The organism is Caenimonas sp. SL110 (assembly GCF_001044395.1).
In the GTDB taxonomy this organism is placed as follows: Bacteria; Pseudomonadota; Gammaproteobacteria; order Burkholderiales; family Burkholderiaceae_C; genus Ramlibacter.
Genome location: NZ_JANU01000020.1, coordinates 25,495 through 37,736, shown reverse-complemented (window position 1 = coordinate 37,736; position 12,242 = coordinate 25,495). Strand labels below are relative to the sequence as shown.

General features: G+C 63.8%; 14 protein-coding genes. 10 read left to right on the top strand and 4 right to left on the bottom strand.

Annotated features, from left to right (window positions below; genetic code table 11):
* Positions 1–145 precede the first annotated feature (145 nt).
* The 3 genes from AQ12_RS12025 to AQ12_RS23150 are packed head-to-tail and all read left to right on the top strand — an operon-like array spanning position 146 to position 3,242.
* Positions 146–2,368, top strand: coding sequence for an ATP-binding protein (locus tag AQ12_RS12025; protein WP_048440159.1), 2,223 nt, complete (start codon positions 146–148; stop codon positions 2,366–2,368).
* Positions 2,365–2,934 carry a biliverdin-producing heme oxygenase gene (locus AQ12_RS22125; protein WP_053076698.1) on the top strand — a complete coding sequence of 190 codons (570 nt, stop codon included), beginning with the start codon at positions 2,365–2,367 and terminating at the stop codon, positions 2,932–2,934. The genes AQ12_RS12025 and AQ12_RS22125 overlap by 4 nt, the downstream gene beginning before the upstream one ends.
* A gap of 26 nt (positions 2,935–2,960) precedes the next feature.
* Positions 2,961–3,242, top strand: a complete 282-nt coding sequence (locus AQ12_RS23150) for a hypothetical protein (RefSeq protein WP_193387974.1) — start codon at positions 2,961–2,963, stop codon at positions 3,240–3,242.
* Positions 3,243–3,257: 15 nt separating this feature from the next.
* On the opposite strand, the gene AQ12_RS12015 is transcribed toward AQ12_RS23150, so the two are convergent.
* Positions 3,258–3,449, bottom strand: coding sequence for a 4-oxalocrotonate tautomerase (locus tag AQ12_RS12015; RefSeq protein ID WP_048440158.1), 192 nt, complete (start codon positions 3,447–3,449; stop codon positions 3,258–3,260).
* Between the two features lie 357 nt (positions 3,450–3,806).
* Here AQ12_RS12015 and AQ12_RS12010 point away from each other — a divergent pair, with 357 nt between their 5' ends.
* Positions 3,807–4,631: a ZIP family metal transporter gene (locus tag AQ12_RS12010; RefSeq protein WP_048440157.1), complete on the top strand. Its 825-nt coding sequence runs from the start codon at positions 3,807–3,809 to the stop codon at positions 4,629–4,631.
* A gap of 99 nt (positions 4,632–4,730) precedes the next feature.
* Positions 4,731–5,480 (top strand): DUF4142 domain-containing protein, encoded by a 750-nt coding sequence (locus AQ12_RS12005; protein WP_082151560.1) that lies wholly within the window; start codon positions 4,731–4,733, stop codon positions 5,478–5,480.
* Between the two features lie 35 nt (positions 5,481–5,515).
* On the opposite strand, the gene AQ12_RS22120 is transcribed toward AQ12_RS12005, so the two are convergent.
* Positions 5,516–6,043 (bottom strand): DUF4019 domain-containing protein, encoded by a 528-nt coding sequence (locus AQ12_RS22120; RefSeq protein ID WP_082151559.1) that lies wholly within the window; start codon positions 6,041–6,043, stop codon positions 5,516–5,518.
* Between the two features lie 88 nt (positions 6,044–6,131).
* Positions 6,132–6,401: a VF530 family DNA-binding protein gene (locus AQ12_RS11995; protein WP_048440155.1), complete on the bottom strand. Its 270-nt coding sequence runs from the start codon at positions 6,399–6,401 to the stop codon at positions 6,132–6,134.
* 61 nt (positions 6,402–6,462) lie between these two features.
* On the opposite strand from AQ12_RS11995, the gene AQ12_RS11990 reads away from it, so the two are divergent.
* From AQ12_RS11990 to AQ12_RS11975, 4 genes are all read left to right on the top strand, one after another.
* Positions 6,463–7,191 carry a tyrosine-protein phosphatase gene (locus AQ12_RS11990; protein WP_048440154.1) on the top strand — a complete coding sequence of 243 codons (729 nt, stop codon included), beginning with the start codon at positions 6,463–6,465 and terminating at the stop codon, positions 7,189–7,191.
* Between the two features lie 103 nt (positions 7,192–7,294).
* Positions 7,295–8,569: a cardiolipin synthase gene (cls, locus tag AQ12_RS11985; protein WP_048440153.1), complete on the top strand. Its 1,275-nt coding sequence runs from the start codon at positions 7,295–7,297 to the stop codon at positions 8,567–8,569.
* Between the two features lie 121 nt (positions 8,570–8,690).
* Positions 8,691–9,512 (top strand): alpha/beta hydrolase, encoded by an 822-nt coding sequence (locus AQ12_RS11980; RefSeq protein WP_048440152.1) that lies wholly within the window; start codon positions 8,691–8,693, stop codon positions 9,510–9,512.
* A gap of 99 nt (positions 9,513–9,611) precedes the next feature.
* The gene (locus AQ12_RS11975; RefSeq protein ID WP_048440164.1) at positions 9,612–10,931 is read left to right on the top strand and encodes a sodium:proton antiporter; all 1,320 of its coding nucleotides are present in this window, start codon (positions 9,612–9,614) and stop codon (positions 10,929–10,931) included.
* Between the two features lie 102 nt (positions 10,932–11,033).
* Here AQ12_RS11975 and AQ12_RS11970 read toward each other — a convergent pair whose 3' ends face one another.
* Positions 11,034–11,468, bottom strand: coding sequence for a hypothetical protein (locus AQ12_RS11970; RefSeq protein ID WP_048440151.1), 435 nt, complete (start codon positions 11,466–11,468; stop codon positions 11,034–11,036).
* Positions 11,469–11,645: 177 nt separating this feature from the next.
* On the opposite strand from AQ12_RS11970, the gene AQ12_RS11965 reads away from it, so the two are divergent.
* Complete coding sequence (locus AQ12_RS11965) at positions 11,646–12,242, top strand: DUF1080 domain-containing protein (protein ID WP_048440150.1); 597 nt, start codon at positions 11,646–11,648, stop codon at positions 12,240–12,242.

The following is a 12,242-nucleotide window of genomic DNA, read 5'->3' as shown; positions in this document are numbered from 1 at the left end:
GGCTGTTCGGGAAAATTACCGGACAGTAGTGGACTTGATCCGCAATCCATGACTTCTGAAGTTCGTCAGGAGATGCAAGCTCATCAATGAAGAACTTGCTTATAGTGAACGGTTCATACGAGTCAATTCACTGAAGTCTTCTCACTTGCGTACTGAACCCGAACCATCAGCCGTCACCCTCGAAAACTGCGCGAGCGAGCCCATCCATACACCGGGGCACGTTCAGTCGCACGGCGCTCTTTTTGCCTTCACCGCTGCGGGTGAGGTGACCTACCTGAGTGATGGCGCCGGGGCGTTCCTGGGTGTTGCCGTCCCGGCGTTGGGCGAGTCGTTGACAGCCTCACATTTCGACGGTCAGGCGATCGTTGCCACCTCGATCGGCCAACTCGCTGCAATGCCGTCCACCGATGGCTTTCTTCCGCAGCACCATGAGATCGAGCTGGCGGGTCGGCCCTTCGACCTGATCCTGCATCGCTCGGGCGACAGCGTGGTGGCCGAATTCGAGACACAGTCGCAGTCGGCGGCTGCTGCCGCGAGCTTTGCCATCAAGGCGCACCGGGGCATGGACAAATTGCGGCGGCAGTCGTCCATCCAGTCGCTGCTTGAGGTGGCGGTAGAAGAGGTGCGCCAGCTCACCGGTTTTGACCGGGTGATGGGGTATCGGTTCGGCCACGACGGCAGTGGCGACGTGGTGGCCGAAGCGCGGCGCGAGTACCTCACGCCCCTGCTGAACCAGCGCTATCCTGCCAGCGATATTCCCGAGCAGGCGCGGCGGCTCTACGTGGTGAGCACCTTGCGGCTCATTGCCGACGTGAAGTCGCTGCCGGTGCCGGTGAAAGGGCGCACGGCGGCGCCGCTCGACATGAGCCACTGCGTGCTTCGCAGTGTGTCGCCGGTCCATATCGAATACCTGACGAACATGGGCGTGGGCGCGTCCATGTCCATTTCCATCATCGTCAATGGCGAGCTGTGGGGCATGCTGGCCTGCCATCACATGACGCCCCGGCTGGTGCCTTACGCGACCCGCATGGCCTGCGACGTGCTCGCCCAGATCCTCGCGTCCAGCGTCCAGACGATCACGGCTGCCGAACAGGCCAAACGCGTTGGCCGTGCGTCCCAGCTGCGCACCGAGCTCAGCACGCGGGTGCTGCAAGGCAGCGATTCGTCCAGTGCCATGCTTGCCATGGGCGATGAATTGCTGGCGGTCTTCAATGCCTCGGCTGCGATCTTTCACGAGAACGGCAAGACCACCGTGCATGGGCCGCTGCCGATGCCCGCGGCAATGGCGCTGGTCGAATGGCTCGCCGCCCAGCCACGCCAACCCGAAAATCACCTGGTCGCCCGCGACCGGCTCGATGGGCTTGAAGCACCACTGGTGCAGGCGTTGGGATCGTTTTGCGGTTTCATGGCGGGCCGCTTCGACGAGTTCTCCGACAGCTGGCTGGTCCTGCTGCGCGAAGAGCAGATCGAAACGGTGGCCTGGGGTCACAGGCCGGCAAAGAACGTCGAGGTCGGGCCGCTGGGCTCGCGGCTGACCCCCCAGGGTTCTTTCGATGTCTGGTGGGAAACGGCCAAGGGCGTGACCCTGCCGTGGAGCCCGGCTGATATCCAGCTCGCACGGGGACTCTTCGCGGACCTGGGCCGTACGGCGGCCTTGCGCAATGCAGAACTGAGCAAGGCCAAGGACCTGATGATGGCGGTGCTGGGACACGACCTGCGCTCGCCACTGGCGACGATCTCGATGGCGGCCCATGTGATCGGAAAGACCTCCGACCGCAACGAGCAGATGAGCCAGCGCATCCAGTCGTCCAGCGGCCGGATGCAGCGGCTCATTTCCCAGGCCCTGGACATCTCGCGCCTGCAGGCCGGCATGGGGCTGGGGTTCACACCGGTAAAGACCGATCTGAGCGCACTGGTGGACGGGCTCGTCGATGAAGTTGCCACGGCCCACCCCGGTACCGGATTTGTGAAGTCCATCATGCCGGGGCTGTGGGCCGACATCGACCCGGACCGGGTCTCGCAGATGCTCGCCAATCTGCTGTCCAATGCGCACCACCACGGAACCGGGACAACCCCTGTAGAAATCGCGGTCAGCGGCGATGAGACGACGGTGCTGATCGAGGTTCGCAATCCGTCGCCAGCCCTGCCAGAGGCCGTGGCCGACAACCTGTTCACGCCGTTCAAGCAAGGCTTGCACGAGAACCGGCGCAACAAGGGCGGGCTGGGCCTGGGCCTTTACATCGCGCACCAGATTGCGCTGGGGCAGGGCGGCACGCTGGCTTACTCGTACGAGCAAGGCGATGCGCAGATGCCGCAAGGCCCGGGCACGGGCGGCAAGGTCGTCTTCATCGCCACGCTGCCCAGATGATCGAGGCTTTGCGCAGCGCCACCGCCCGATCGCACGACCGGATCGAGTCGGTACTGCAGCTGGAAGGTGATTTTTCGCTGGCGCACTACGGGGCCGTGTTGCAGGGTTTCGCGGCCTTCCTGGATACCTGGGAGCCCGGGGTTTCGAACGCGCTGCCGCCGCACCTGAAGCCGTGGTTTGCAGCCCGCACGCGCGGCGATATGGTACGGCGCGATCTTGTTTCGTTGCAGCTGGCGCGTCCGGCCCCGGCAAGGCTTGAGATCGACCTTGCATCGCCCGCTGCTGTGTTCGGCTCGCTCTACGTGCTGGAGGGCTCGGCGCTCGGCGGGCAGGTGATTTCCAGGCGGCTGCTGGAGGTTCACGGATTCACGCCGGACCACGGCGCTGCCTACTTCAATGGTCACGGTGCGCAGACCGGGCGGATGTGGCGCGAGTTCAGGCAAAGGCTTGATGCCGAGGTGGACGATTGCGATGCAAACCGTGCGATTGCCAGCGCTGTCGCCATCCAGACATTCGACGCGCTGACCGGGGTGTTCATCGAGGCCCTGACGCCATATCCCCTATAGTGGCGGTGATCAGTGAGGAGCCTGCTTTGAACGAGTCCAACGCCAAAAAGATTGACGTACCGGCAACAGATGCGCACCAGGGCGGCGTCAGCCGTCGCCTGTCGATGCTGTTTGCGCTGACAGCGGCTGCTGCTGCGCTGCCCGCATGTGGCGGCGGCGGTGGAAGCCCCGGAGCGACGATTTCGGGCACGGGCGGGTCGGTGGCACCTGCTCCGCCGCCAACGGCATCGCCTACTCCCTCACCAACGCCTGCGCCTACACCTGCGCCCACTCCATCACCGTCGCCGGCACCCCCGGCCGTCGGCTGATCGCCCTGCGGTTTTTTAGCTGGTCTTTTCCGACCAGAGCTCCCCACCTGTCGCCCAATCGTGGCGCTTGATGTCAAAGAGAAGCACATCGACCGATTCGGCCTTGCTGCCCAGCGTGTCGACGACGGCCTGTGTGAGAGCCTTCACCAGGTTCTTTTTCTGCTCGGGCGTGCGGCCCTCCATCAACTCGACGCGTATCGTGGGCATGGGTTGCTCTCCTTGGGTGGAACGAAAAGCCGATTGTGGCAAACCACCTAGGCCCGCTTAGGCAATTTGCCTAGGTCGCACCTCAGCCACGGGCGAACAATGACTTCCATCGAACAACAGACAGACGTCACAAGGAGCCCACCATGAACTTCGTTATCAAGAACCTGCTGATCGCATCCACCATCGTGCTGGCAGGCTACGCCAGCTGGACGATCACCAACTTTCGCGAGCCGCTGATCGAGATCTCGCGCTGACCTGGTGGGGCCGTAACGCCTCATTGATAAGATGTCGCCCCAAGCAGGCCGCACTGGCCGCTTCATCACTTAGGGGCGGCCATGCATGGCCCGCCCGCCATGCATGACATTGATTGCAATCCTGTTAGCCACACTGGCCGCCGGCATCGGCAGCGTCTGGCTCGCCGCCGGGCTGATACGCCTGGGTTTCCTGCGCCCCACCAGCGGCGACGTATCGCGAGGCATCAGTCCCCAGCACCTGCTGAGCCTGGCCGCCGGCGCATTGCTGGCTACATCGTTCATGCACTTGCTGCCCGAGGCTTTCGAGGCAGCCATCGGCGCCAAGGCGCTCTTTGCGACGCTTTTGGTGGGCCTGGTTTTCTTCTTCCTGCTGGACAAGGCCGAACTGTGGCACCACGGGCACGAACACCATCATGACCATGAAGGAGACCACGCCCATCACGAACATCACGCCCACGCAGCAACCCCGCCGCTTCGATCCGGCGGATGGGCCGTCCTGACGGGCGACAGCGTCCACTGCTTTGGCGACGGCATCCTGATCGCATCTGCATTCATGGCCGACATGCGCCTGGGCCTGGTGGCCGCGCTGTCGGTGCTGGCCCATGAAGTGCCGCACCACATCGGCGACCTGGCCGTCTTGCAACTGTCCAGCAGCAATCGGCAGTCCGCGCTCGTGAAGGTGTCGCTGGCCGGGGCTGTGACGGCGCTGGGGGGACTGGCAGGCTGGTGGCTGCTCGACCGGCTGGAAGGCTACCTGCCGTACTTCCTGGTCATCGCCAGCAGCAGCTTCATCTACGTGGCGCTGGCCGACCTGATCCCGCAACTGCAAAAGCGGCTTGCCCTGCGCGAGACCATGGCGCAGATCGCCTGGTTGCTGGGCGGCATAGCGCTGGTCACGGCCGTGAGCACAGCGGCCCACATTCACTAGGCAGGTCCCTGGGATTTCGCGTCACGCAGGCGGCGTCCTACGTGGCGATGGGTGTGCAACTGACCCTACGGTCGAGTTCGGTTTCAGAAGATACATTCCATGAAAACCGCTGTCTCTTGCCTTCTGATAGGCGTCATGCTCGTGCCGCTTGTAGCCTTGTCGCAGGAAGGGGCAGAGCAGTCCTCGCCCCCCGGCACTGACCTGTCCCATGGCGCTGCCGATGCGCCAAGGCCGGTTGTCCGGGTGCCGCTGTTTGCGCCCTCAGCGGCGGCCAGCGCCAAACGCATGCCGGTGGAGCAGCGGGCAGAGCGCGGATTCCTGCGCAATGCGGCTACATCGAGCCGCTTCGAACTGGAAGCATCGAACCTGGCTGCCAGGAAGTCGGGCGATGCTTCCATTCGCGCGTTCGCGGCGCGGCTCAACGCGACGCATCGCGCATCCGGCCAGCAGCTGCAACACATGCTGCATGCGCGTGGCATGGCAATGCCCATGTTTGAAAACAGCCAGCGCAAGGTATTGAACCGCCTTGAAAAACTGGACGGCGCGAAGTTCGACCGCGAGTTCATGGCGCAGCTGGGCACGCGCTACCAGACCGATGAAGTGCAGATGTTCGAGCGGGCGCAAAAGGTCGTGAAAGACCCGGCGCTGGCCGCCTGGATCGAGCGGTCGCTGGCAACGCTCAAGGACAACCTGGCACTGGCCGAGCAATCGACTCACGGCGATGTAAAGCTGGCACGCTCGGCGTCGTTCGCAACGGCGGCACGCCAGACTTCACCAGCGGTGGTGCCGGGTATGCCGATGCCGCCGCCAACGCAAGTGCTGGGCGCCGGACGCTCTACCAGTCCATGAGCGCCAGCCTCATGAACGCCAGCCTCTGAGCTGCCTTAGCGCACTTTGTAGCCAGTGACCCGCCACTTGCCATCGGACTCGCGCACGACCGTCACCATTTCCTCGGTTTCCAGCTTCTCGAACTTCGAAACGAAACCCACGGTGACGTAGTCGCCATTGGGGCGGCCTTCGAGCGTCGTCTTGTAGACCGATTCGCCGGGCACGCGCTCGACGAATGCACCCAGCGGATCGCGCACCTTCGGGATGCCATCCATCCAGTTGCCCAGGGGCACCGTCGAGCGGAACATGCCCGCCGACGTTTCCCACGCGCGGCCCCAGTCACGCCGGTCCAGGAGCACCAGCCATCCGGCTGCGGCCAGTTTGCCTTCTGCTTCCTTTTCGGCATTGGCGCTTGATCGAGGGGCTGCCGGTGCGGCAGCAGCTGGCGCTGCGGGCACATTCAGGCCGGTGCCGCCACCGGGCTTGAGTTGGGCGAAGGCGCTGGTGGAGGCCAGCACGGCAACAGCGGCGGCGGTCAGCGAGAAAGCTTTGGCAATGCGGTTCATCTGTAGGGGGAAGTTCATGTAACTCCGAGCAGTCTACCGGCCCCGAGTTCCCGCAGATACCGCCAGGACTGTAATAACACTCACAGCCATGCCGCTGAACGGCCCGCTAGCCGCGCCGCAGGTCGCGCAGCATGAACAGGTAAAGGCTCTCGACCTTCTCGCGTGCCCAGGGCGTCTTTCGCAGGAATTTCAGGCTCGATGCGATGCTGGGATCGGTGGTGAAGCAGCGGATCGGAATGCGCTGCCCCAGCTCCTGCCAGCCGTAGTGGTGCGAAAGTGCAGTGACGATGGCTTCCAGCGTCAGGCCGTGCAGGGGGTTGCGAGGTTGGGGTGTAGGGTTCACAGGGGCCTGATGTGCAATGAAAGCCGGGCCAATTCTAGAATTGCCTGATACCGCTCATTTTTTTCGAATCAACGCTGCTGGGTACCATTACCGCATGTCTTCCATTCTTTCCGGCGCTTCCAACTTCCGCGACCTGCGCGGCGATCTCAAGTCCCATCCTGCATTGCGCTCAGGCACGCTCTACCGATCCGATCACCTGGGCGCACTCGACGCCAACGACGCGCAGCAGATCCAGGCGCTCGGCATCCGGCGCGTGCTGGACTTTCGCGGTTCCATCGAGCGAGAGTCGGCAGCGTGCGCGGTGCCGGGTGTAGAGGTCCATTCGCTGGCCATCGAACCGACCATCGTGCAGGTCATCAAGGAAATGATCTCGCAAGGCCACCACCTGAGCGAGGAAGATGTCGTGGCGCACATGCAGGACACCTACCGCGGCTTCGTGCGCGGCAACAGCCACCGCTTTGCCGAGTTCTTCGGTCACCTGCTCGAATCCAACGAACCCACTGTCTTTCATTGCACAGCCGGCAAGGACCGAACCGGCTTTGCAGCCGCATTGATCCTTCATGCGCTGGGTGTCCCGAAAGACGAAGTGATGCGCGACTACCTGCTCACCAACGAGCGGCTCAGGCCGTTTTCGCTGGAGGGCTGGACCTTGCCGGGCCACGTGGTGCAGGTGATCTGGCGCGTGCAGCCCGAGTTCCTGGAGGCCGCCTACCAGGCCATCGACGCCGACTTCGGCAGCATCGAGGGTTATCTGCGCGAGGGCGTGGAGCTCGGCCCCGCCGAACGCGAGCGGCTTCGAGAGCTGTATCTGACACGAGCCTAGGCTCGCGGCGCGGCCTGTTGTAGGCCGACTTCGACACATGTGCCAGAGCGCCCCACAGCGACAGTGGTGGCGCTAGCATCGGCCGGCACTTCAAAAGCCCGCCTTGAAAAAAAAGCACAAATTGATCGCCATCACCATCGTCCTGACGTTGCTCGTCGGGCTCATCCTCGTCAATTTCGCCGGCACCGAAAAGAAGATAGAGACCGATGTCGCGCATCTCTATTCGGTGGATGACCCGCAGTTCCTGCGTTCGATGGGAATCATGATGGGGCCCGCCATCGTGGACGGCAACAAGGCCACCGAACTCATCAACGGCGACCAGATCTTTCCGGCCATGCTGGAGGCGATCCAGTCGGCCAGGAAGACGGTTCTGTTCGAAACCTACATCTACTGGTCGGGCGACATCGGCCACAAGTTTGCGGACGCGCTCGCAGATCGCGCAAAAAATGGCGTCAAGGTGCATGTGCTGCTGGACTGGATCGGCAGCTCCAAGGCCGAGAGTTCCATCATCGACAAGATGAAGAGCGCCGGCGTTGAAGTCGAGAAGTTCCATCCGCTGCGCTGGTACAACCTCGGGCGCATGAACAACCGCACCCACCGCAAGCTGCTCATCGTGGACGGCTCCATCGGGTTCACCGGCGGCGTGGGCATCGCGCAGGAGTGGACCGGCAACGCACAAGACCCCGGCCACTGGCGTGACTCGCATTTCAAGGTGGAGGGCCCGGTGGTGGCGCAGATGCAAAGCGTGATGCTGGACAACTGGACCAAGACCACCGGGCACGTGCTGCATGGCGCCCAATACTTTCCGCCGCTCAAGCCAGTGGGGACGCACAGCGCGCAGATGTTTGCCAGCTCGCCCAATGGCGGCAGCGAGAGCATGCTGATGATGTACCTGCTGGCCATCACCGCATCGACCAAGAGCATCGACCTGTCCAGCGCGTATTTCGTGCCCGATGAAATCACGCGCGATGCATTGGTGGCTGCCGTGAAGCGGGGCGTGAAGGTTCGCATCATCACGCCAGGCGAGAACATCGACGCCGAGACGGTGCGTCGTGCTTCACGCGGCCTGTGGGGAGAGCTGCTCGAAGCAGGCGTGGAGATGTACGAATACCAGCCCACGATGTACCACGTCAAGGCGATGGTTGTGGACGGCATGATGGTCTCGGTCGGCTCCACCAATTTCGACGTGCGTTCGTTCCGGCTGAACGACGAAGCCAATCTCAATATCTACGATCGCGCATTTGCCGAGCGGCAAAGGCAGGTGTTCGAAGAGGACCTGAAGAAGTCCAGGCGCATCACCTTCGAAGCCTGGAAGACGCGTCCCCTCTCGCAGAAGGCGCACGAACATTTCCTGGCGCTCTTCGGCTCGCTTCTGTAGGCCGGGGTACGGTCCTCCTTCGGCGCGCGGCGTGGGGCTCCTACGGTACGCGCTACCCGACTCCTACAGTCTTGCCCGGGCACGGGCCCCATGCTGGAACCAAGACAACAAGGAGACAGCAATGGTGGTCTATGCACTCTTTTCACTTGGCGTCCTTGCGGCGGTGGGTGCGGTCTATAGCGCCGCCATCGGTTACCTGTGGTTCCGCCAGGAGCGCCTGTTGTTCGAGCCGGTGCCCTTGCCCCAGGACCAGGCCCTGACCAGCGACCCTGATATCCACGAAGGCTGGATCGACGTGCCCGGCGCGCGCCTGTCGACCGCCCATCTCAAGCTCCCCAAGCCACGCGGCGTGGTCTTTTTCCTCCATGGCAACTCGGGCAACCTGCTGGACTGCGTCACCGAGCTGGAAGCATTTCGCGAAGTCAACTTCGATGTGGTCATGTTCGATTACCGCGGCTATGGCAAGAGCAGTGGCTGCATCGCGAGCGAAGATCAGTTGCGCTCGGATGTGCGAACCGTCTGGGCGCACTTCGCAGCGCAGTACGAGGGCACTCGTATCGTCATCTCCGGCCAGTCGTTGGGAACTGCGCTTGCCGCCGGACTCGCGGCCGAACTGTGCGAGGCCGGCAAGCCACCGGCATTGACCTATCTTGTCTCGCCCTACAGCAGCATGAGCGAGCTGGCCGACGAGCTGTATCCGTGGGTGCCGCGCCAGGTGCTTCGCTATCCGCTGCACACGGCCAAGCATGCGGCGCGGCTTTCGAGTAAGCTGATCCTGATCCACGGCGACAAGGACGAACTGATCGGCATCCATCACAGCCATGCGCTTCGCACGGCGGCACCGGGTGCGCAGTTTCTTTGCGTGGAAGGCGCGGGCCACGGCGACGTGCACAAGTTCCCGAGCTTCAGAAAGGCCCTGTCCGGCGCGCTCGCGGTGCTCTGAGTCTCGCGCCCAGCTTGCCTGCGGTTTGCCCCGCAGCTTGCCCAAGTCGCGGCATCCGCCCACACGGCGTAGCCGCGCGTTCGCGCAACAATGGACCGCATGGAATTTGCCTGGTGGTCCGTCATCGTCGGCCTGCTGTTGATCCTCATGGCTCTCAGCGGGACGGTGCTCTCACGCCTGCCGCTTTCAACCGCCATGCTCTACCTCGTGGTGGGCATGGCGGTCAGCCCCTGGGGCGTCGACCTGCTCAAGGCGGACGTGGTGACCCACAAGGTGCTGCTGGAGCGCCTGACCGAAATCGTCGTTCTCATCTCGCTGTTTACGGCGGGTCTCAAGCTCAGTCCGGGCTTGCGCGACCGCCGCTGGCTGCTGCCGCTTCGGCTCGCGGTGGTGTCGATGGTCATCACGGTGCTGCTCATCGCGGGGGTCGCCTACCTGTTCCTGGGCCTTCCGCTGGGCGCGTGCATCCTGCTGGGCGGCATTCTTGCGCCCACCGATCCGGTGCTGGCCTCAGACGTTCAGGTGAGCGCGCCGGGCGATCGCGACCGCGTCCGATTCGCGCTGACCGGCGAGGGCGGTCTCAACGACGGCACCGCGTTTCCGTTTGTGATGCTGGGGCTGGGTCTTCTCGGCCTGCATGAAATCGGCGATTGGGGATGGCGCTGGGTGCTGGTGGATGGACTCTGGGCGACGCTGTCCGGGCTCACCGTGGGGGCGGTGCTGGGCCTGGCGGTCGGGCGCCTAGTGTTGTTCCTGCGCAGGGAGCACAAGGAGGCGGTGGGGCTGGACGACTTTCTGGCGCTCGGCCTCATCGCGCTGTCGTACGGTGTTGCGTTGATGGTGCACGGCTACGGATTCCTGGCGGTGTTCGCGGCAGGTGTCGCGCTGCGGCACCTGGAGCAATCGCAAAGCCCCGGCGAAAGCAGCGACCGGGCTGTCGAAAAGGCCAGCGCGCATCCCGACAAGGACGTGGCCGACGCCATCGCAGTGGATCCCCAGCATGCGCCGGCCTTCATGACCAAAGCCGTGCTGGGGTTCAACGAGCAGGTCGAGCGCATCGGCGAACTCGCGGTGGTCGTCACCATCGGCGCACTTCTGTGGTCGGTGACCTGGCACAGCGCAGCGTGGTGGTTCGTGCCGGTCCTGCTGTTTCTGATCCGGCCCGTGGCGGTGGGACTGGGACTGGCCCATTCGACGGCCTCGAGCGGCCAGCGCTGGCTGATCGGCTGGTTCGGTATTCGCGGCATCGGGTCGCTCTATTACCTGATGTACGCCATCAACCACGGTCTTGCGCCCGACATTGCCGAGAAGCTCACCGCGTTGACGCTATCGGTCGTCGTCGCGTCGATCTTCCTGCATGGCGTTTCGGTGACGCCCATGATGGCCGCGTACGAACGTGCGCGGGGCAGGCGGCGCTGACAGCAGGGCGCAAGCGCGGCAGTTGCACGCGAGGTGTCACGCGCAATGGTTTGTCCTACAAGGGGGGACGCCCCCTTCCGACGCCCAGGCGACCGAGCTTGCCTAGAGTTGCGTTTTGCACTGCACAAACCCATTCAGGAGTATTTTCATGAAACGAACCATCACCCAGACCGCCGCCGCAATCATCGCGGTGACGGCTGCACTTTCCCTTGGCGCCTGCAGCAAGCCTGCCGACCCGCCCACGCCTTCGACATCGTCGACGACCACGGAAACCATTCCTTCGACGTCCACCAGTTCGACCGGCTCCACCGGATCCACCGACAGCACCAGCACTTCGGGCAGCACGGCTTCCACCACCGGCAGCATGAGCGGCTCTTCGACCACGCCAGGCAGCACCGCCGACACGACATCGATGGGCGGCCCTGGCACGGGCAGCACAGCCGGTCCGGGCACCACGACGGCACCGGGCAGCGACAACAATGGCGCCTCGCCCACGCCCGGCGTGACCGGCTCCATGAGCGGCACTGGAACGACCACGCGCTAAGCGCATCGGCGCCCCGACGACCCGGTGAATGACCACGGGCGGTCACCCTTGACGGGGTGATCGCCCTTTTTGCGTGGCAAGCGTGCCGCTGTTGCCACGTACAAGCGTGAATTGACGAGCTTGGCCCCCGGGTTTACAAGTCGCACTCAACAACACGAAAGAGACACGACATGCAACGCAGCAAACTGGGGGCCGTTGCGGCTCTCGCGGCCCTCGCACTGGGACTGGCCGGATGCGCAACGACGCCGATGGGCGGGTGGACGCCCCTGGTCGACGGCACGCGCGGCATGGAGAACTTCAACATGGTAGGCGTCGCCAACTGGGCCGCCAGCGACGGTGCGATTCACGCGACCAGCGGCGGCGCAACACCCAGCTACCTCGTCACGAAGAACTCGTACCGCGACTTCATGATGCGGGTGGAGTTCTGGTCGAGCGATGATGCCAACAGCGGCGTGTTCTTTCGCTGCCAGAACCCGGCGGTGATCACCGACGAGAACTGCTACGAAGCCAACATCTTCGACCAGCGGCCCGACCCCACCTACGGCACAGGCGCGATCGTGAAAGTGGCCAAGGTGTCGCCCATGCCCAAGGCAGGCGGCAAGTGGAACGTTTATGAAATCACGGCCAAAGGCCCGAGTCTCAAGCTCGTGCTCAATGGCGTGACGACGGTCGACATCCAGGACAGCAAGTTGCCCAGCGGACCGATCGCGTTGCAGTGGGGCCGCGGCATCATCAAGTTCCGCAAGGTCGATATCAGGCCGCTGTAG

What these genes read in the sequence shown, in the direction of transcription:
- AQ12_RS22125 (WP_053076698.1), top strand. Translation starts at nt 2,365, where the DNA reads ATGATCGAGGCTTTGCGCAGCGCCACCGCCCGATCGCACGACCGGATC.
- AQ12_RS12015 (WP_048440158.1), bottom strand. Translation starts at nt 3,449, where the DNA reads ATGCCCACGATACGCGTCGAGTTGATGGAGGGCCGCACGCCCGAGCAG.
- AQ12_RS12010 (WP_048440157.1), top strand. Translation starts at nt 3,807, where the DNA reads ATGACATTGATTGCAATCCTGTTAGCCACACTGGCCGCCGGCATCGGC.
- AQ12_RS12005 (WP_082151560.1), top strand. Translation starts at nt 4,731, where the DNA reads ATGAAAACCGCTGTCTCTTGCCTTCTGATAGGCGTCATGCTCGTGCCG.
- AQ12_RS22120 (WP_082151559.1), bottom strand. Translation starts at nt 6,043, where the DNA reads ATGAACTTCCCCCTACAGATGAACCGCATTGCCAAAGCTTTCTCGCTG.
- AQ12_RS11990 (WP_048440154.1), top strand. Translation starts at nt 6,463, where the DNA reads ATGTCTTCCATTCTTTCCGGCGCTTCCAACTTCCGCGACCTGCGCGGC.
- AQ12_RS11980 (WP_048440152.1), top strand. Translation starts at nt 8,691, where the DNA reads ATGGTGGTCTATGCACTCTTTTCACTTGGCGTCCTTGCGGCGGTGGGT.
- AQ12_RS11975 (WP_048440164.1), top strand. Translation starts at nt 9,612, where the DNA reads ATGGAATTTGCCTGGTGGTCCGTCATCGTCGGCCTGCTGTTGATCCTC.
- AQ12_RS11965 (WP_048440150.1), top strand. Translation starts at nt 11,646, where the DNA reads ATGCAACGCAGCAAACTGGGGGCCGTTGCGGCTCTCGCGGCCCTCGCA.